Here is a 19,442-nt window from a genome sequence, read left to right as displayed (position 1 = left end):
AATGACACTCCTTTGAGTCCATTAAAGCATATTTCACAAGCAAAAGCAAGACCATTAATACATTTATTTAGATAAACGGGAAATTTCCTCATTTATTTTTATAAAAGTCGCGATCGGCAGCTGCTCCGGCCGGGTCTTGGGATCCAAATCCAGGTCCGTGAACAGCTGGTCTCTTTGCCCCTTGTCTGGCAACAGGTTCTTCAAGTTGTTGTTTAAGGTCTTTCTTCTTTGAGAGAAGCACATCTTGACGACCCAGTTGAAGTGCTTGCGGTCGCCGACATCGGCCCGCTCGTCCTCTTTAAGCGGCGTCAAGACGACTACGGCTGAATCAACCTTCGGAGCCGGCATAAAGGAGCGGTGGTCCACTTCCAGGGCCAGGTCAACCCGCATTTGGGTTTGCACGGCAATGGTCAATGGACCGTAGGCCTTAGAGCCAGGCTCAGCTGCCAGCCGCTCAGCGACTTCCTTTTGCATCATCAGGGTCAAGCTGGTGAAGTTCAGGTCGGACTCGATCAAGTTGAAGATGATCGGAGTCGTGATGTAATAAGGCAGGTTGGCCACAACCTTGACCGGCTTGGCTGGGTCAAAGAAGCCGGCCAGATCTTCGGCAAAGTTGGCCTTCAAGACGTCCTTCAAGACGATCTTGAAGCGGTCAGCCAAAGCTTCCCCAGCAATCTTTTGCGGCAGCTCATTGTGGAGAATTTCCGGCAGGCTGTCGTCGACTTCATAGGCAAAAACCTTCCCGCCCGCCAAAAGCAGCTGCTCGGTCAAAGACCCGATCCCCGGTCCGATTTCAATCACCTGGTCGCCGGGCTCAATGCCAGCGGCTTCCACGATCCCCTGGACGGCATCCAGGTCGACCAGGAAGTTCTGACCAAGGTTCTTCTTGGCGTGGACGAAGTAGCGGTTGACGATCGCGGCCGTTCTAACGGGCGTCGCGATTGGAATCTGATTGGACATTTTCTGCCTCCTTTACTGCCCGCGCTAGTTGCTGGTAGCTGATGCCATAGGTCCGCAGGCGCTCATAAAACCTTTTTGAATTGGCATAGCCGATCCCGAGCTTGATCCCGACGGCTTCGCGGAGCTTGCGCGAAGTCTTGCCCAAAGCCAGGCCCAGGTCGATATAGTCGCTGTAGTCAAAATCAGGCTCAGCCGCCTCCACGGCATGAAGCTCAGTCAAAGCGCGCTCCAAGGCCTCCTTTGAGGCATGCTCCACGCCCAGGCTGCCAACCCCGGCCGGCTCCCCTTCCTTGCGGGTGATAAAGGCCTGCTTGGCATTAGGAACGGCTTCCGTGACGATCCGCCGGATCCGCTCCCCGTTGACGTCCGGGTCGGTAAAGACGATGATCTCCCGGGTCTGGGCCAATTTTTTCAGCTTTTCCAAAAAGACATCAGAAACGGCCGAGCCATTCGTCTCGACCGTCTCAATGCCTGGAAAAAACTGCTTCAAGCGAATTGTGTCGTCCTTGCCTTCCACGACAACGACGGCGTTAAAATTCTTCTGCATTTAATCCGTAAACCCTCATAGTATTTTCAAACGCAGCTTGGGCTGCTTCAGCCAGGCTGATCCCCTTGAGATCCGCAACGGCTTGGGCCACATAGCGGACGTAGCCTGGCTCGTTCTGGTGGCCGCGGTGCGGCACCGGCGTCAGGTATGGGGCGTCCGTTTCCACCATAAAGCGGTCCAGCGGCACCATTTTGGCTGACTCATGCACTTCCTTGGCATTCTTGAAGGAAACCACCCCTGAGAAGGACAAGGTCACGTCGTCCAGGCCCAGGAACTTTTCCGTCCATTCGGGACCTCCGTTGTAGCTGTGCAAAACGGCCCCGTATTCCAGGTTGGCTTCCTTAAGAATCCGGTAGCAGTCCTCAAAGGCATCCCTGGTGTGGATGTTCACCGGCAAATGCAGGTCGCGGGCAACTTCAAGCTGCCGGGCAAAAACTGCCCGCTGCACGTCCCGGGGAGATTCATCCCAGTAATAGTCCAGGCCGATTTCGCCGATCGCGACCACCTGGTCATCCTGAGCCTGCTCAACCAGCAGGTCTTCGGCTGCCTGGTCGTAGTCCTTGGCGACGTCCGGGCAGTAGCCGATGATGGCCTTGACGTTTGGAAACTGGCGGGCCAGCCGCAGGGCGCCCAGGTTCATTTCCGGATCTTGCCCCACGCAATTCATCCCCACGACCTCCAGGTCACGGGCGCGGGCGACATAGTCTGCCTCCTTGCCGGCAAACGGCTTATCGTTCAGGTGGGTATGGTTGTCGTAGATCTTCATTAGCCTAAGAGTGCCCCCAAAGGATGCTCATCGCCGACCAAAGCCAGCTTGATTTCCCCGTCCTTTTCACTGGACAAGAGCATGCCTTGGCTTTCATGGCCCAGCATCTTGCGTGGCTTCAGGTTGGTTACGGCCAACACCTTCTTGTCCAGCAATTCAGCTGCATCTGGATAGAACTTGCGGATGCCGGACAGGATCTGGCGGGTATTGCCGTCGCCAAAGTCCAGGTGGAAGAGCAGCAGCTTGCTTGACCCTTGAACTGGCTCAACTGACAGAATCTTGCCAACTTGGATCTTGACCTTGTCGAAGTCGTCGATGGTGATCAGCTTTTCGTCAGACTTCTGTTCTCTTCTGGATTGCTTCTTTGGCTTGGCCTTCTTCATTTCTTCCTTGATGTAGGCCACTTCTACTTCGTTCTTCAAGCGTGGGAAGATTGGGGTTGGCTTGGCAATAACGTTGCTGTCCCAAGCAAAATCACCAAATTCCAAAGTCTTTTGGCTAGCGTCATCCCAGTCCAGACCCAGCTGCGCGAACATCTTGGCCGGAGTTTCCGTCATGACTGGGGCAATCATGATCGCTACCAAACGCAGCGTTTCAGCCAGGTTGCTCATCACGCGTGACAATTCAGCGGCCTTGCCTTCCTTGTTCAGGACCCAAGGAGTGGTTTCGTCGATGTACTTGTTGGCACGTGAAATCAATTGCCAGACATTTTCCAAAGCGTTGGAGAAGTGCATGTGGTCCATGTTGTCGTAGTAGTCGCTGATTGCCTTGGCAGCTACGGCTTGCAGGTCAGCGCCAAACTTGTCCTGTTCTTGGTCTACAGGAGCCACGCGGCCGGCCTGGTATTGGTTGATCATTGACACCGTCCGGTTCAACAGGTTGCCCAGGTCGTTGGCCAGATCAAAGTTGGTCCGTTCAACGAAGTCTTCCGGAGTGAAGGAGCCGTCAGCGCCAAATGGGATGGCCCGCATCAAGTAGTAGCGGACTGGGTCCAGGCCGTAGCGGGAAATCAGTGATTCTGGGTAAACGGCATTGCCCTTTGACTTGGACATCTTGTCCTTGTAGATCAAAACCCAGCCGTGGCCAAAGACCTGCTTAGGAAGCGGCAGATCCAAAGCCATCAGCATGATCGGCCAGTAGATGGTGTGGAAGCGCACGATTTCCTTGCCGACCAGGTGGACGTCAGCTGGCCAGTACTTCTTGAACAGGGAGTCGTCTTCTGAGCCATAGCCCAAAGCGGTGATATAGTTGGCCAAAGCGTCAATCCAGACGTAGATGACGTGCTTTGGATCGCTAGGCACCGGAATCCCCCAGTCAACCGTGGTTCTGGTGACTGACAAGTCTTCCAGGCCCGGCTTGATGAAGTTGTTGATCATTTCCTTTTCACGGGAGTTAGGCTGGATGAATTCTGGGTGGTCCTTGTAGTATTGGAGAAGCCGGTCAGCATACTTGCTCATTCTGAAGAAGTAGGATGGCTCCTTGACCAGCTGCACTTCGTGGCCAGATGGGGCAATCCCGCCGACAACGTTGCCCTTGTCGTCCTTGAAGACTTCCTTCAATTGGGATTCAGTGAAGTATTCCTCGTCTTCAACCGAGTACCAGCCCGTGTATTCGCCAAGGTAGATGTCGCCTTGCTTCAAGAGCTTTTCGAAGATCTTTTGCACGGCCTTGACGTGCTGCTCATCAGTAGTCCGGATGAACTTGTCGTAGTTGATGTCCAGCTTGCTCCAAAGGGCCTTGATGTCGCTGACCATGCCGTCCAGGTATTCCTTTGGCTTCATGCCCAGCTTTTCAGCCTTTTGTTCAATCTTCAAGCCATGCTCGTCGGTCCCGGTCAAAAAGAAAGTGTCGTAGCCACGTGACTTCTTGTAGCGCGTCATCGTGTCTGCGGCTACCGTAGTATAAGCGTTACCGATCGTCAATCTGCCTGATGGATAGTAAATTGGCGTAGTGATATAAAAAGTTTTCTTATTTTCTGCCATTGTGGTTCTCCTAAAAAATTCTTACTCTCTATCATACACCAAAAGCAGGCGCTTAATAAAGCTGATTAGCTGAGAAAAGCCTTAAAGCCCGGCATTCAAAAAGCCATCGCTCACTCAAGTCGCGAGTGCCGATGGCTTTTTGTTTTTAATAGGAAAATTATCTTCTATTTTAAATCAGGAACTTCTGCTTCTTCATGTAGAAGTACTTGACGACCGTGGTCAAAAGCAGGTAGCAGACCAAGAGGCCAAAGACGATCCACAGGAACTGGGTTGAGATCGGGCCAAACTTCATGGCTCTGGCCACGCTGGAGAATGGCAGGTAGGTGCCAAACAAGGCGGCTCCGAAAGTCCCAACCATGACCGGCAGCGAAGCCCGCTGCTGGATGAATGGCAGCTTTTCGTCACGCAGGGCGTGGATGACCATTTCCTGGGTCCACAGGGATTCAATGAACCAGCCCGTGTGGAAGATGGTGACGAAGGCCAGCTGACCGGCTGGTCCTAAGGAAGCGTAGCTGCCGCCGACGATGGCCGGGCAGACAATGAAGTAAAGCAAGGCGAAAGTAATGACGTCAAAAATTGATGACGTTGGGCCAAAGTAGAACATGAACTTCGGCATGTTCTTGGTCGTCCATTCCCGCGGCACGTGCAGGTAGTTCTCTGAAACCCGGTCAAATGGCAAGGTCAGGCAGCTGGTCCCGTAGAGCAGGTCCAAAATCAGCAGCTGCAGCGGCAGCATTGGCAGAAATGGCAGGAAAATTGAGGAAACCATGATCGACAAGATGTTCCCGAAGTTGGATGACAGGGTAATCTTGATGTACTTCATGGTGTTGGTCAAAGTCTTGCGGCCGATCCGGACGGCATGCTCCAAAACGGACAGGTCCTTTTGCAGCAGGATGATGTCGGCTGATTCCTTGGCAACATCGACCGCGGAATCAACTGAGATAGAGACGTCAGCCTGCTTCATGGCTGGCGCGTCGTTGATCCCGTCGCCCATATAGCCAACGGTATGCCCGTTCTTTTGCAGGGTGGCGATAATCTTGGTCTTCCACTCTGGCGACAGCTTGACAAAAATATCGCACTGCTCTACGATCTTGGCCAGCTCTTCATCGCTCTTGCCGACCAGGTCCTTTTGACTGTAGACCGTGTCAATGTTCAAGCCGACCTTGAGGGCAACCGTCCGGGTAACGGCTTCGTTGTCCCCCGTCAGAATCTTGACGGTGATCCCGTCCCGGTGCAGGCTGTTCAAGGCCGCCTTGGCGCTTTCCTTAGGCGGATCAAGGAAGGTCAGGAAGCCGATGATAGTCAGGTTGCTTTCATCCTTGACCGTGAACTCGCCGACTGGCGATGGGTCAACCTTGTAGCCCAAGACAATCACCCGCATCCCGTCATCGTTCATCTCATCGATGTCCTGCAGGATCTTCTGCTTGCGCTCATCAGTCAGCGGCAAGACTTTCCCGTCAAATTCCACGCTGCTTGAGCAGGCCAGCATTTCTTCCGCCGCCCCCTTGGTGACCAGGAGGTGTTCGCCGTGCTTTCGGTCGGAGTTGGCAACGACCACGCTCATCCGTCTTCTTCTGAAGTCAAATGGAATTTCATCAATCTTGTGGTAGTCGCGCTGGATTTCACTGACATCCAGCTCATTGTTGGCCGCGTCGATGACCGCGCTGTCGATCAAGTCCCGCATCCCCGTCTGGTAGTAGGCGTTCAGGTAGGCCATCTTCAACACGTGGCTGGTTTCGCGCATGTCCAGGTTGTAGTGGCGCTCCAGAATGACCTGCCCCTGGGTCAAGGTCCCGGTCTTGTCGGTACACAGAACGTCAGCAGAGCCGAAATTCTGGATGGAGTTCATCTTCTTGACGATCGTCTGGTGCTTGCCCATTTCCACGCTGCCCCGGACCAGGTTGGTGGTCACGATGACTGGCAGCATTTCCGGCGTCAAGCCCACGGCCGTAGCAATGGCAAAAATCAAGGCATCAGTCCAGTTGCCCTTGGTAAAGCCATTGATGATGAAAACCAAAGGCGCGATGATCGCAGTCATGGTGATCAAGAGCTTGGAGATGTCCTTGATCCCAGTGTCAAAAGTGGTTTCCTTCATTTCCGTGTTGGCAATGTCGGCCGCCATCTTCCCGAACATGGTCCGGTTGCCAGTAGCAAAGACTACCCCGCGGCCTGACCCGGACACGATCGTAGTCCCTTCAAACAAGATGTTTGGATAGTCCAGGTAGTTGTCCAGCTTGTCTGGGGTTGGCACCACGTTGGCAATCTTTTCAACTGGCGTTGATTCCCCGTTCAGTGAGCTTGATGAGCAAAACAGGTCAGTGCTGGACAGCAGCTTCATGTCGGCTGGAACCATGTCCCCGGCGGCAACGTTGATAATGTCGCCAACGACCACGTCCTTGGTCGGCAATTCCTGGTCCTTGCCATCCCGGCGGATATTGGTGGTCACGGAGACCATCTTCATCAAGGATTCAACCGCGTTTGAAGTCCGCACGTTCTGAACGAAGGAAGTAATTCCGGAAATGAGCACCATGACGATCATGATGATGACCGTGCTCAGGTCCTTCTGACTGGCTGGGACCAGGATATAGTTGGTGAACAGCGACATGGTGGCCAGCACCAGCAAGACCAGGGTAAATGGCGTCAGAAAGGCTTCAGCCAGGAATTTGAGCTTGCTGTTGCTGTTGCTGTGGGCAATTTCATTGGAACCCGTTCTCTCCCGGATTTCATTCGCCTGCTCGGTCGTCAGACCGCTGCTGCTGGTATGGAGTTGGGCCAGGGTGACCGTTCTTCTTTCCAAAGCAATTCTCGCGACTTGCTTTGCGTCTTCACTCGCTGCTTTTGTCCCCTTTACGGTGGACTTAGTCATGTTGAGCATCTTTCTCCCCTTTCAAATCGCTACCGCAAACAAACAAAAAAGCCCCACTTACACCAAACTGTAAGGGGGGCTTTGCCAAACAAGGCCTACGCGTTATCTACTAGTCGATCAGTTTTAACACTACGTGACGTAAGCACATGCTAGCTACCTGGAAAGTGCCTTATTTCGACAATTTCTATTTAACCCGTTGGCATCTCTGGATGTTTCTGGGCGATAGCGTGTGTTCACGTAGGAGTCTCACCTAACAGTTCATTTGCACTATATATTAATTTCTTCCACAGGAAACTATACACGCTCAAGTCAGCCTTGTAAACAGCTTTTTAAAAATAAGCGCTTTTATTTTTAATCTATCTGCGCAGGCGCCTTTTGACCGTGAAGTGCCAGAAGGTCACCAACCCAATGATGACGACCAGCAGGCCGACCATGATCGGGACGCGGAGGTCCGCTGGCTTGATGACGCGGCTGATTTCATCCGCCGACAAGTCATACTCATCCTTTGGAAAATGAAAATGCTGGTCAACCAAGGTCACGCACATCTTGAACAGGTTCTGGATTCCCCGATTGACGGTCAGCTTGCTGTCAGCCGCCAGGTCGCTTTCAACGCTGTGAAGCAAGTTGGCCCGCACCTGGGCAGTAAACTGGCTGTGCAAGTCGCTGCTCGAATAGATGTTGGCCTTCTTGGACCCGTCTTTTTGCACGTTGATGACGATATAGACGGTCTTTTGGGCATAGTTCAGCCCTGAAGGCTGGGTTTTCTTTGCATTGTCAAGCGTCTGCACGATCACGATCGGGTGCTGGCGGCTCTTTTGATACTTAGCATTCTTGCGGTTCACGATCTGCCGGGTGTCCTTGGTCAGGATGCCGGCATTGTCCTGGGCGAAAAAGCTGCTGGCGCCCGTCAGCAAAGCCAGGACCAAGACCAGGGGCAAAGCGCGGACCAGCTTATTGATTGCCGTCTTCAAGCTTGTGCGCCAGCTCTTCGACGAATTGGCGGTCAATCTTAATCTGTTCATAAGGTACTCCACTGTCTTGCAACAACTGAATGGCAAGCGGACTGTCATGGTAATCATAGTAATAGTTGATCTTCTTGACTCCAGCCTGAACCAAGTGCTTGGTACAGTTGTAGCAAGGAAAATGCGTCACAAAGATTTCCGTGCCATTGGTGGAAACCCCATTTTTGGCGCAGGAAATCAAGCTGTTCATTTCCGAGTGGATGGTCCGGACGCAGTGACCGTCGACCAGCTGGTGGCCCACGTCATCGCAGTGGGGCTCACCGGACACGGAGCCGTTATAGCCCGTGCTCAGGATCCGCTTGTCCTTGACCAGGACTGAGCCGACCATCGCCCGGTCGCAGGTTGACCGCTGGGCAATCACCAGCGCCTGCATCATAAAGTATTGATTCCATGGAATTCGCTTGCGTGCCATTTTTGTCTAGCCTCTGTTTTTGAAGTAATTGAAGCCGATCGCATCGCGGACTTCTTGCAAAGTCTCATTCGCCACGGCGTTGGCCTTTTGTGAGCCCTCGTAAAGCATGTCGTAGACCGCGTCCGTGTCTTGGGCATATTTTGCCCGGCGCTCTCTGATCGGAGCCAGTTCAGCTTCCAAAACCTTGTTCAAGTAGCGCTTGATCTTGACGTCGCCCAAGCCGCCCTTTTGGTAGTCTTCCTTCAGCTGGGCTACCTTATCCTTGTCCGGGTCAAAGACGTCAAGGTAGGTGAAGACGGTGTTGCCTTCAACCTGGCCTGGGTCTTCCACGTGGACGTGGTTAGGGTCAGTGTACATGGACATGACCTTCTTCTTGACCGTTTCCGCGTCATCTGCCAGGTAGATGCAGTTGCCCAAAGACTTGGACATCTTAGCGTTGCCATCAAGGCCAGGCAAGCGGCCTTGCCCCTTTGGCGGGAAGTAGCCCTTTGGCTCAACCAGGACATCGACATTGTAGGTCCGGTTGAAAGTGCGGACGATTTCGCGGGCTTGTTCCAGCATTGGTTCCTGGTCATCGCCAACCGGCACCAGCGAAGCCTTGAAGGCAGTAATGTCGGCTGCTTGGGCAATTGGGTAGGTTACAAAGCCAACTGGCACGGAGTCGCCAAAATTCTTCTGCTTGATTTCCGTCTTTACGGTTGGGTTTCTTTCAAGCCGGGCCAAAGTAACCAAGTCCATGTAGTCCATGCTCAGTTCAAACAGGGCTGGAATTTGGGACTGAACGAAAATGGTGGACTTTTCCGGGTCCAGGCCAACGGCCAGGTAGTCCAGGGCAACTTCGATCAAAGAATTGCGGATTTTTTCCGGATTTCTGGCATTGTCGGTCAAGGCCTGGGTGTCGGCGATCATGATGTATGGGTCGTACTTGCCGGTGTTCTGCAGCAAGACGCGGTTCTTCAAGGAGCCAATATAGTGACCGATGTGGAGCTTGCCGGTTGGCCGGTCGCCGGTCAAGATGATTTCTTTAGACATTGATATTTCCTTCCTTCACTCTTTTAACTTGCATTCATCGCTTAGCTTGTCTGTCGATGTTATTTTTATTTTTTCGTAGATATTATTTTTATTTTAGCAAAAAGCGCTAGCAGATTAAACAGTTCCAAGGCGCGGACAGGGGCAAATTCAAGTTTTTTTCACAGTTTCCGGAACTTTTTGGAATTATTTTTGCAAAAAGCCTTTGCCAAACTAAAAATTAATGGTATACTAAAACCATCTTGCGGGTATAGTTTAATGGTAGAACGCTAGCTTCCCAAGCTGGAGATGAGGGTTCGATTCACTCTATCCGCTTTTTTTATACCTAAATAAGCAAAATAAGAGACGGCTCATGGCCGTCTCTTATTTTTTGCTTTTTTCAATTAAACGGCAAGGGTGACCATTGTCAGCACCCCGTTAAGGGCAGCCAGGTAGATGGGCATCCAGATCGTCTGCGTGCTCAGGTAGCTCCAGGCAAAGAGCATCCCAAAGCCAAGGTTGCAGACCAAGGCTGCCGGGGCAAACTGGAAGCTGAGAACCGCGTAAAGCAAGCCGGAACACAAGATGCCCAGGTAGGCCACGCGCTTTCGCTCGGCACAAAACCAATAATTGAACAAGAATCCCGTGCACAAGTACTCTTCCAAGATCGGCATGACCAAGCCATTGGCCACCATCATGAACCAATAGAGCAAGGTCGAAGCATGCGCCAGGTAGGCGTTCTGCAAGGGCGATGCCGCCATGCCCCGGTACAGCTGCAGGTAGGAAATGCCAATCCTTCCCCCTGCCACCACCAAGCTCAAGGCCAAGGTCATCCGGAAGCTGCTCAGCCAGGAGACGTTGAAGCGCGAGTCAAAGAAGCGCTGCTCCCGGTTGTAGCGGTAGATGTAGAACAAGGTGCACATTGAGGCCACGATTATGAACAAGATAATGTTCCAGATGCTGATGGCACTGCTCTTGATGGCCAAGTTATCAGCCAAGGCCGTAAAAATAAAAACTGCAAAATAGACCAGATAACGAATAACGTTACCCTCGCGCGATTGTGGCGTGTTCATCATCTTCCGCTCACCCCTCCGTGAAACATTTACAATTATTTTATTATACCAGAGAAAACGACCGCTTTTTGACCTTTGTATGAATCTTTTGGGTTACTTTTTCCTTACAATGTTTCATGCTTTTTACGCGAAAAAATGCCAAAATTACCGAAATTAGTGGCTAAAAAGTAGGTGATATTTGACAGTTTTCGTTTTTGTAAAGTTTGAAGGTGGGTGGTTGGTGCGGCTGGGGTGGCCGATGCAGCCCCCAAAGTATGTCAACCGATTGCAATTTGGCGTTTTTTCTCCCCCAAGTTGGCTCAACCGGTGTGGGATTTGCCGTTTTTTCGCCCCCAAGTTGACTCAACCAGGCTGGTTTTTGCCGTTTTTCGCCCCCGAGTTAACTCAACCGGGCTGGTTTTTGATATTTTTCGCCCCCAGATTGACTCAACCGGTGCGGGATTTGCCATTTTTTGCCCCCAAGTTGACTCAACCGGTGCGGGATTTGCCATTTTTTGCCCCCAAGTTGACTCAACCGGTGTGGGATTTGCCGTTTTTCGCCCCCAAGTTGACTTAACCAGATTTGGTTGACATACTTCGGGGGCGGTTTTTGCCAAAATCCACGCCGGTTGACATACTTTGGGGGCTTTTTTCGGCCAAAATCAAACCGGTTGACATACTTTGGGGGCGGTTTTCGACCAAATCCAAACCGGTTGACATACTTCGGGGGCGGTTTTCGACCAAATCCAGACCGGTTGACATACTTCGGGGGTGGTTTTCGACCAAATCCACGCCGGTTGACATACTTTGGGGGCTTTTTTCGGCCAAAGTCAAAGCGGTTGACATACTTTGGGGGCGGTTTTCGGCCAAAGTCAAAGCGGTTGACATACTTTGGGGGCGGTTTTCGACCAAAATCCAAACCGGTTGACATACTTCGGGGGCAACAGCAACGGCGACACCCCCCAACCCCACCACGCCAACAAAAAAGGACCCTGTTACCAGGGTCCTTCTATCAAGGCGGCCGAATTTTCCAAAATCAGTACGACATAGACAGCCGTGACTCCTTCTCGTTCACATCAAGGGTGTGTCAGCATCGACGCTTCCCGCGTCTGGCAGTTAAGCCGGATGCCCTCTATCTCAAAATACGCACCATGCGTTTTTCTCGACTCGTCAGCCAACATTGTAGCCCCTCCGGGCCAAATTGTCAAAAAGCCTACCGCCACAGCCGCGCGCGCCGACGCTTAATCAGCTTGTTCAGCGCCTCCTGAAACAGGGTCGACAGCAAAAAGCCCAGCGCGATCGCCACCGTGATGATGGCGACGCGCATGATTATCTGCATCCCAGCCATGTAGCGGCCATCGATAAAGCACCGCACCGCCATGTAGGCCGGCGCCCCCGGCACACTGTAGTTAAAACTCGGGTTTTAACTACTATAAAAAATGAAAAGTCGGTATACCAAGTGAAGGAATACTTTGAGAAGTAATTTAATGGAGAACTTGACTTTATATGACGTTGTCGATGTTATTAGCAAAAATTATCCAAGCCGGCTAATCGTCTTGTTTATGCTTGCCGGAATTAAACTTCCGGTCCCGCAGATAGTCTGCAATCATCGCACCAATGAAGATCAAGTCAAAGGGAACCAAAAGGGCCAGGCCGGCAATATTCAGCATGCTATAGGCTGCCGCGTTGGTAACTACGATGATTCCGATAGGAATCATCATGTTCCAATAGCCGATCCGGTAACGGAAGAAGTCTGTAATCTTTTGCATCCTTGGCGCAAAGGGTGCAGTCAAAATAAAGCCGATCATTAACCCAGCTGAAAAATAGCTGATTAATAAACGAGTCATGATAATACCTCAGAAAATTTACTTATAAATGTGGAATGAAAATCCAACGGTATAATTAATATCAGTATAAATTTTGCTCTTTTTAAGTTAATTAATCCATAATCGCGCAGCTCATGGCAAAGTAGACCAGACCCAGGCAGGAACAGAAAATGATGACTGGCCAGACAGCTTTAGCGACGTTTTTTTGCCGGATGCCACTGACAACCAGATAGATCACCAAACCAAACAAGGTTAAAAGGCCTAGAGCCACGATTAAGAGGTGGTGCCACAACCAGATAATCATGCTGTCACCGACAATATGGAAAACACGTTCCCAAAACGAAAGGCGTGAAGCTTGGTACATGTAGTTCACCTAGTTTCAATCACATATCTAACGCTTCTAATTCACGTTTAAAGCGTACACCAAGCGGATAGACTTCTGGGACAGCATACATGCCAATCCAATTTACGATATAAACCGTTGGTGCAGTTTCATCTGGTTCTATGCTAATCTGACTAGCAATCTTGTGGAATTCATGTTGAAAATCCTTGACAGTCAATTTTTGCGGATCATCTGCCGTAGATATTAGTTCTTTGCTCTTTTTAATGAGCTTATCTTTAACCGCCGGATCCGTAATATCAAAGATCTGTAAGTACAGACTTAGTGAAATCGGAGTATCTAAGCCATTATCACAATACAGGGCAATTTCTTCCATTGCCTTTTTCAGCATTTTCATTTCTTCAACATTTTCATCCATTGGAATCTGCTCCTGCTAGAAGTTCATGGCTATTGGGTAGACTCTTGGAAAAAGATGCTGACCAATCCAAGTTACTATATAAATCGTCTGTTCTGTTTCATCCGGTGCGTCACTAATTTGACTGGCAATCTTGTGGAATTCATGTTGAAAATCCTCAACGGTCAGCTCCATTGGATCATCTGCCCCAAAGGCAATTTCAGCCGTCTTTTTTATCAACTTGTCTTCCACGCCGGCATCCCTAATTCCTAATCTGAGTAGAAACAAGCTTAGGGAAACTGGATTTTCAGGATTGTCCTTAAGGAAATCAGCTATCTCAAAAGCGGATTTCCTCAACATGGTCAATTCTTCGAGATTTTTGTTCATGGATTAGACTAACCTTTACTCTAAAAATTCATCCCTCGATTATCTCCACCAAAGTCCATCCAAATTTACTTCAGAACTACGCCATTGGCACCAACTGCAGAATAGCGGGCCAAGTCCAATTGCAAACTAGTAATCGCCTTTGGCAGTTCGTTTTCAGCGAAGTTGGACCGCAATTGGGTGTCCAGGTTAGATGCAATTGAGCGGATTGATTCTGACTTTTCAGTCTTCTTAATAGCTGCTTCAATCAGCTTGCTCAAAGCAGAGTTTGCCTTGACTGCCGGGTCATTTGCGACAGTTTCCAACTGCTTCTTGAATGCTTCTTCTGCTTCGTTTTCTTTCTTGTTAAAGAACATCGTACAGCCTCCTATAAATGAAAAATCAAACAATGTTTTTTCGCTTACATTCTAGCACTATTTGTAATTAGTGAAAAAGGAAAATTGCTAATTATTTTTTAAAAAACTATATAATTCACTAGCACTCTTTCCGCCACCAACCCAAGCATTAGCAACATCACCATTGTTAATACGCATAACTGTTGGCGTTCCCGGAATCTGCAGCACATCAAAAGCATAAGAGTCGTTCTTTGAACTAGCACTTACATCAAGATAATACAGCTTATGCTTTATGAGCTTACTGAAGTCCTTCAACACTGGTGAGTATTGTCTGCAATAATAGCACGTTGGTCTGCCGATATATAAGTATCTGTCTTTTCTATCTTTCTTAGTAAATAAATGATCTGCTTTCTTCGCATTAATCTTCTTGAAGTGTTTGACGTTCAATAGATACTCATCAACGCTGATAGTTTGTTCAGCCAAAGGAGAATCCGAAGTAGAGTCATTATAATTAGTCGCAGCGTAGATAGGACTTGATGTAAAAATCAATGTGCTAAGTACTGCTATAATACCTAAAAATAATTTTCTTAATTTCAAAATATCATCCTCATTTTCAATTTAAAAGGAAAGGCTAATGCCTTTCCTTTCGTTAATTAGCAACGCCCAATAGTTGCCTTACCACCAGTGGCATATGCTGCACCCATACGATTTGCGATACAATACCAAGCCTTGCTCCAATCAGTTCTGCAGTGGTATCTGTTGCATGAAACACCATTTCCATAGTAGTGGTACTTGCCACCGCTCTTACTGCCGCCGATCACATCTTTTAAATCCATTTCGGTCAACGTTTCAAATTTTTCCATATTTTTTACCTCCTAGCAATTAGCTTACAGTACATAGATTAACTTTTTTATCACGTAAATGTTGCTACCGAACCAATCTTGCTAACTATCAGACTAATTCCGTAGAGGCCTCTACAAGGCTATGGTAACTTCCTTTCTTGTCAAATAGCTCTTTGCTAGATCCACTTTCAACAATTTTGCCGTGATCTAACACAAAAATTCTGTCAACTTTTTGAGCTATTTTCATCTGATGTGCGATAAAGATTATTGTTTGATCACCTTTTATGAGATTCTCTACAACTTTTTCTTCAGTGATAGGATCCAATCCACTTGTTACCTCATCTAAAATAAGAACCTCAGCACGTGAAAGTAGCGCCCGTGCTATAGAAAGTCTTTGCTTTTGTCCTCCCGAGAGAATCGTCGCACCTTCATCTAACACTTCATCAAATTTTGCTGGTAATTTTTCTACATCACCCAAAATCTCGGCTTTCTTACAAGCATCCCTAATCTCTTGTTCTGAAACATCCCGATTAACGCCCAAAAGCAAATTCTCTTTTATGGTGCCAGAAAAAATATATGGATCTTGTGGAATATATCTAACAAAAGAACGAAGTGTTCGCTTGCTGATTCTTGCAAGATCAGCTTTCCCTAGTAGAATTTTTCCTTCAGTAGGTGAAATAAAGTTAACTAGTAATTTTGCCAAAGTAGATTTTCCTGACCCGCTTCTGCCGACTAGCGCTATCTTCTCGCCCGTATTAATCTTCAAACTGATATCTTCCAATATTTTGTGGCTAAAATCATACTGGTAATCGACATTTTTTAAAGTGAATTCTCCTTGAAGCACAGCTGTATCGACATATTTCTCCTCACTAAGAGCAAACTCACTTGGAATAACCATAACCTCATTTAAACGTTTCTGAGACACTCCAGCGGCTTGCAAAGAAGGCTGCAAATTGACTATGTTTTGTAAAGGGTCTATGAAATATGAAAGAAGTGAATTATATGTTATCAATTGCCCTATCGTCATTTCTTTGTCAATAATCATTTTCGACCCAACAACCAATACTACAATACTTAAAAATAGGCGAAGGAAGCTCTTTATTGCACTTTGAATGGCTTCTGCTTTAACATAATCCAAAGACTTACTAAGATAATCTTGAAATTGTGCTTCTATTCTCTTATACTGCCTCCCCTCGCCTGTCACCGACTTGATCGTAACTATCCCTCGTAGCGCCTCAATAATCATTGAATTGAGCTTTGAATTACTCTCCATCTGTTCATTATCAAGTGTTCTAAACTTCGCTGTAAACGCCAAAATTGTGATTGCGAATAACGGCGTAAGTAATAAAACTATCTTGTATAAAGACGGGCTTTGTATGCTTAAAGTTACCCCCATTGTTATTACAGTCGCAACATCTATGCACAAAGATACTGCAACATTTGCTAGCGCATCTGTTATATGGTTAACATCCGAAAATCTAGAGGTTATCTCACCGATCTTTCGAGTTTCAAAAAAGTTGACAGGCAATTCAAACACATGATTGAGATATTGCAAACTAATCTTTTTAATAAGGTGCTGCCCTAATATATTCACCAAAATATCTTGAAAATAGCCTAAAACAGAGTTAACAGCGTATGCTATGCAAAGTCCTACAGCTATCAATTGAATCAAATGATAGTCTTGTTGCGGTATGTAGCTATCTATTAGGCCTTGAAAAAAATACGAACTACCAATATTTATTATGGTCAATAGAAAAGCAGCTAGTGTAATCGATAATACCAGCCGCTTTTGTCTGAGTACGAGCTTGAAAGTTGAAAAGATATTAGTCCGCTTCTCATGAATTGCTTTAAAATTTCGAGACTTTGAGAAAAAAATTGCTATGCCTGTCCACTCATTGAAAAATATCTCCTTTGAAATTCTCTGAATTCCAACCTTAGGATCTGGATCAGCAATAACAATATAATTCGGTAAATTCTTCAAGACAATGCAGTAATGTAAAAGGGAATTATTCTTCACCATATGAACGATAAAAGGAAAATGTAATTCGTCAGTATCGAACAGAGTTTCATCAGCCTTAACCGCATGTGTCAGTAATCCTAACTGTTCAGCGGCTCTGACTATCCCTAAAGCTGATGTTCCTTCCAAAGTCGTTTTTGCTAGATATCGTAATTTAGCTAAAGAAACTACAGCTCCATATTTCTTTAACACCATAGCGAGACACGCAATTCCACAATCTTTCTCATCAATTTGCGGAACATAGATACGATTATATTTCATGTACATCATAAATCAGTTATTCTTTTCCTCAAGAAACTTTTCTCCAAGTGCTGCGATCTGCTTCTTCTTATCTCTCGAGAAGTAAACTATATCTCCGTTTGGAAAAGTTACGTATCTTTTAGCCAAATCTACACTAACAACATTATCCGGATTGATTACGCATGACTGCGAAACCTTTAGCAAAAAATCATTTTTCTTCATCTAGCTTAGAAATGTTGTTCTTAAATTCGCTGTCACCATTTGCCGCCACTAAATGAACTTTGTGTTGCATCGTACTGTTTTCGATATAGTAAATTTCAGAAGCACTGACTCTTTGTAAGTGCCGGCCGCACTTGTAGCTAAAATACTGATGGTTTACGTGACTTAAAAGGTCCAGATTATCAAAGGCCGCTTGTAGAGTTTCCTTTAGCCGTTGCATAAAGGCGGCTGAGGGCAGTTCCTTGTTGATGTAATCAATTGCACCAATTCGCCGACGATAGGTCAATGGGGCGTATTTATCATACGCTGTCACAAAGATTATCTGCGCGTTGGGATCACGACTTCGAACAAACTCAGCCAAGTCAACGCCTGTCTTAATCCCCTTGTTCAATTCAATGTCTAAAAAATAAAGTGCATTAGTCGTTTCGTTAGCTACCAAATAGCCAGCTACCTCTTCAAAACTGCTGGCAACCAATGCTAATTCCACCTTGCTCTGCCGGTAATTTTCGTTGTCATCTGACAAATTCTCGCTGGCATAAACTATCCTTTGAGCAAGGCTTTCAGCTAAAGACGCATCGTCATCACACACAATAACCTTATATTTCAACTTACTCATCCTCTTCGTGATCAATCGTTAAGTAAAGGTCAAACCAGCCATCCGAAACATTGTATGAGATATCTAATTCTGAATACTTTTGTTCGATATCTTGTAAATTTGCCAACCCCAGCCCTTGATGTCCTGTTTTCGTTGTAAAGCCTTTAGTCGCTAGATTTGTATGCTGTCTTTTACCCGGAACGATCTTGTTTCGGATTTCAAACTCTAGACTATCTGTTGTTTCTTGGTAAAGCATCGCCTGTATCTCTGGATGACCATTTCTTTCTGAAAGAGATTGACTCTCCTCTAATGCATTGTCAAAGGCAATCCCAATTACTCTAACTAAGTCAAGTTCATCAACATTGCCTGGGATTGACGCAATTGTCTGCCGGCATTCAAAGTCATATGGAATGCCGGCCTGATATATAGCATTTAACTTCGTAATGATGATGCTCTTAAGGGTTTTAACTTGGATGTGATTGGCGTCTTTGTACTTAAGCAGGGCTTGAGAATCAAGATTTTCAGCCGAATACCGCTCCAATTTTTCTAGCAGTTCTTGCACATTTCCTTCTTTTGCACTCACCTTTAATGAATTTAATAGATTCCGATAATCATGTCTGAAAGCCCGCAGATTGTCTTCACTCTGTTCAAGGTAGTTGGCATATTCTTCCAGCTCTTTTTGTTTTTGCTGCTGTACTTGATTCCTAACACGTGCATCCTCTGCCTTTCGTAACGCATAATAAATAATCCAGCTGAAAGCAGCTTGACCAAGTGACAAATAGGAATAAACAATAACAGAGGGTTTGGCCTCATCTAGAAAAACATTGACCAAATTAACCGCCATCAGTGAGCAGAATGAATATGCCAATAAGCTCCAAAAGATTTTTCGACATTGATCTTTCAGACTTTGTAATAGCCACCTCTGGAAATGTTTAATCAGCAAAACACATAGCGAATAGTAAACAATGGACAAGCCCAACGTGCAGAGACTAGACATTAACTCGCTGATATTCGGAATTTTTTGCAAGAAGACAATAATCAAGTCATACAAAAAATCTATCAGTAAGCCTACCATGAATGAGCTCGAAACCTTGAGTAAGCCATATTTTCGATAATACCAGGTGAATAGTATCAATTCCATCAAGCTAGCTACGTTTGTTTCCCATCTTCCTTGTATAGCTATTAAGATTGCCAATACGCACAGTCCGAAAGCAAATATACGATCTCGCCAACCAGCCAGTTTAATTTCAGCTAAATGATAACCAACATATACATCATATACAACCGAAATAGCAGCTGACAAAAGTCCAGAAATCAATTCAATATATAGTTTAATTTCTTCCATGGTGATTGTGATGCAATAAGCGGAAGATCAAGGAGGCTTCACTCTTTTTTACTTGAGTAGCACCACTAATATAAATGGCAAATTTTTCCATTCCACCCCCAACGATTTGCCCCAGTTCTTCATTTGTCAGCGTTTCAATTTTATGAGCTTTATTATCCATAATTTTCTTTCCTTCCGTAAAAAAGTAACCTGTTTTCATCCTAGCAAATTTTTGCACTTTCGTGAAAAAAAGACGAAATTCGTCAGAATCCGGACCGATTTTTCAACCGCCAACACCTTCCTGCTTTAAT

20 protein-coding genes, 1 tRNA gene, 2 pseudogenes and 1 riboswitch are annotated in these 19,442 nt (G+C 47.1%); of the genes and pseudogenes, 2 read left to right on the top strand and 21 right to left on the bottom strand.

What is annotated here, in order from left to right:
- Positions 1-63 precede the first annotated feature (63 nt).
- The 8 genes from rsmA to trpS form a co-directional block, all read right to left on the bottom strand.
- Positions 64-960 carry a 16S rRNA (adenine(1518)-N(6)/adenine(1519)-N(6))-dimethyltransferase RsmA gene (gene rsmA, locus FYJ62_RS00270; RefSeq protein ID WP_154546790.1) on the bottom strand — a complete coding sequence of 299 codons (897 nt, stop codon included), beginning with the start codon at positions 958-960 and terminating at the stop codon, positions 64-66.
- Entirely contained in the window at positions 926-1,507 is a 582-nt protein-coding gene (rnmV, locus tag FYJ62_RS00265; protein WP_154546789.1) for a ribonuclease M5, read from the bottom strand. Before rnmV ends, rsmA begins: the two co-directional genes overlap by 35 nt.
- The gene (locus FYJ62_RS00260; protein WP_154546788.1) at positions 1,491-2,273 is read right to left on the bottom strand and encodes a TatD family hydrolase; all 783 of its coding nucleotides are present in this window, start codon (positions 2,271-2,273) and stop codon (positions 1,491-1,493) included. The genes rnmV and FYJ62_RS00260 overlap by 17 nt, the downstream gene beginning before the upstream one ends.
- Positions 2,273-4,255, bottom strand: a complete 1,983-nt coding sequence (metG, locus tag FYJ62_RS00255) for a methionine--tRNA ligase (protein WP_154546787.1) — start codon at positions 4,253-4,255, stop codon at positions 2,273-2,275. The genes FYJ62_RS00260 and metG overlap by 1 nt, the downstream gene beginning before the upstream one ends.
- A 169-nt stretch (positions 4,256-4,424) precedes the next feature.
- Complete coding sequence (gene mgtA, locus FYJ62_RS00250; protein ID WP_154546786.1) at positions 4,425-7,130, bottom strand: magnesium-translocating P-type ATPase; 2,706 nt, start codon at positions 7,128-7,130, stop codon at positions 4,425-4,427.
- A gap of 92 nt (positions 7,131-7,222) precedes the next feature.
- Positions 7,223-7,386: riboswitch (M-box (ykoK) riboswitch) on the bottom strand.
- A 91-nt stretch (positions 7,387-7,477) separates the two neighbouring features.
- Positions 7,478-8,092: a TPM domain-containing protein gene (locus FYJ62_RS00245; RefSeq protein ID WP_154546785.1), complete on the bottom strand. Its 615-nt coding sequence runs from the start codon at positions 8,090-8,092 to the stop codon at positions 7,478-7,480.
- The gene (locus FYJ62_RS00240) at positions 8,073-8,555 is read right to left on the bottom strand and encodes a deoxycytidylate deaminase (protein ID WP_154546784.1); all 483 of its coding nucleotides are present in this window, start codon (positions 8,553-8,555) and stop codon (positions 8,073-8,075) included. The genes FYJ62_RS00245 and FYJ62_RS00240 overlap by 20 nt, the downstream gene beginning before the upstream one ends.
- A gap of 6 nt (positions 8,556-8,561) precedes the next feature.
- Entirely contained in the window at positions 8,562-9,587 is a 1,026-nt protein-coding gene (trpS, locus tag FYJ62_RS00235) for a tryptophan--tRNA ligase (protein WP_154546783.1), read from the bottom strand.
- Between the two features lie 241 nt (positions 9,588-9,828).
- Between trpS and FYJ62_RS00230 the strand changes: the two genes are divergently transcribed.
- Positions 9,829-9,899 (top strand) — tRNA-Gly (locus FYJ62_RS00230).
- Positions 9,900-9,967: 68 nt separating this feature from the next.
- Here FYJ62_RS00230 and FYJ62_RS00225 read toward each other — a convergent pair.
- Positions 9,968-10,639 (bottom strand): CPBP family intramembrane glutamic endopeptidase, encoded by a 672-nt coding sequence (locus tag FYJ62_RS00225; RefSeq protein WP_229771794.1) that lies wholly within the window; start codon positions 10,637-10,639, stop codon positions 9,968-9,970.
- Between the two features lie 175 nt (positions 10,640-10,814).
- Here FYJ62_RS00225 and FYJ62_RS00220 point away from each other — a divergent pair, with 175 nt between their 5' ends.
- Positions 10,815-11,192, top strand: a complete 378-nt coding sequence (locus FYJ62_RS00220; protein ID WP_154546782.1) for a hypothetical protein — start codon at positions 10,815-10,817, stop codon at positions 11,190-11,192.
- A gap of 636 nt (positions 11,193-11,828) precedes the next feature.
- On the opposite strand, the pseudogene FYJ62_RS00215 reads toward FYJ62_RS00220, so the two are convergent.
- The 12 genes and pseudogenes from FYJ62_RS00215 to FYJ62_RS00160 form a co-directional block, all read right to left on the bottom strand.
- Positions 11,829-12,017 (bottom strand): annotated as a pseudogene (locus FYJ62_RS00215) (threonine/serine exporter family protein); the annotation flags it as partial.
- A 145-nt stretch (positions 12,018-12,162) separates the two neighbouring features.
- Positions 12,163-12,384: a hypothetical protein gene (locus FYJ62_RS10705; RefSeq protein WP_229771792.1), complete on the bottom strand. Its 222-nt coding sequence runs from the start codon at positions 12,382-12,384 to the stop codon at positions 12,163-12,165.
- A 169-nt stretch (positions 12,385-12,553) separates the two neighbouring features.
- Complete coding sequence (locus FYJ62_RS00205) at positions 12,554-12,745, bottom strand: hypothetical protein (protein WP_229771791.1); 192 nt, start codon at positions 12,743-12,745, stop codon at positions 12,554-12,556.
- Between the two features lie 79 nt (positions 12,746-12,824).
- On the bottom strand, positions 12,825-13,199 hold the full coding sequence (locus FYJ62_RS00200; protein ID WP_154546780.1) for a hypothetical protein: 375 nt from the start codon (positions 13,197-13,199) through the stop codon (positions 12,825-12,827).
- A 15-nt stretch (positions 13,200-13,214) separates the two neighbouring features.
- Complete coding sequence (locus FYJ62_RS00195) at positions 13,215-13,562, bottom strand: hypothetical protein (RefSeq protein ID WP_154546779.1); 348 nt, start codon at positions 13,560-13,562, stop codon at positions 13,215-13,217.
- Positions 13,563-13,627: 65 nt separating this feature from the next.
- Positions 13,628-13,915 carry a bacteriocin immunity protein gene (locus tag FYJ62_RS00190; RefSeq protein ID WP_154546778.1) on the bottom strand — a complete coding sequence of 96 codons (288 nt, stop codon included), beginning with the start codon at positions 13,913-13,915 and terminating at the stop codon, positions 13,628-13,630.
- Positions 13,916-14,002: 87 nt separating this feature from the next.
- Positions 14,003-14,491 carry a thioredoxin domain-containing protein gene (locus tag FYJ62_RS00185; protein WP_195837357.1) on the bottom strand — a complete coding sequence of 163 codons (489 nt, stop codon included), beginning with the start codon at positions 14,489-14,491 and terminating at the stop codon, positions 14,003-14,005.
- Positions 14,492-14,547: 56 nt separating this feature from the next.
- Complete coding sequence (locus FYJ62_RS00180) at positions 14,548-14,757, bottom strand: leucocin A/sakacin P family class II bacteriocin (protein ID WP_050952046.1); 210 nt, start codon at positions 14,755-14,757, stop codon at positions 14,548-14,550.
- Between the two features lie 88 nt (positions 14,758-14,845).
- Positions 14,846-17,020, bottom strand: a complete 2,175-nt coding sequence (locus FYJ62_RS00175; RefSeq protein WP_154546919.1) for a peptide cleavage/export ABC transporter — start codon at positions 17,018-17,020, stop codon at positions 14,846-14,848.
- Between the two features lie 6 nt (positions 17,021-17,026).
- Positions 17,027-17,828 (bottom strand): annotated as a pseudogene (locus FYJ62_RS00170) (LytR/AlgR family response regulator transcription factor).
- Positions 17,821-19,152, bottom strand: a complete 1,332-nt coding sequence (locus FYJ62_RS00165) for a GHKL domain-containing protein (protein ID WP_154546777.1) — start codon at positions 19,150-19,152, stop codon at positions 17,821-17,823. The pseudogene FYJ62_RS00170 and the gene FYJ62_RS00165 overlap by 8 nt, the downstream one beginning before the upstream one ends.
- Positions 19,139-19,312 (bottom strand): hypothetical protein, encoded by a 174-nt coding sequence (locus FYJ62_RS00160; RefSeq protein WP_154546776.1) that lies wholly within the window; start codon positions 19,310-19,312, stop codon positions 19,139-19,141. The genes FYJ62_RS00165 and FYJ62_RS00160 overlap by 14 nt, the downstream gene beginning before the upstream one ends.
- Positions 19,313-19,442: the final 130 nt, after the last annotated feature.

Origin of the sequence: Lactobacillus porci (genome assembly GCF_009695985.1) — a bacterium.
Lineage (GTDB): Bacteria > Bacillota > Bacilli > Lactobacillales > Lactobacillaceae > Lactobacillus > Lactobacillus absianus.
The sequence above is the reverse complement of the archived record's forward strand: the minus strand, read 5'-3'. Positions and strand labels throughout refer to the sequence as shown.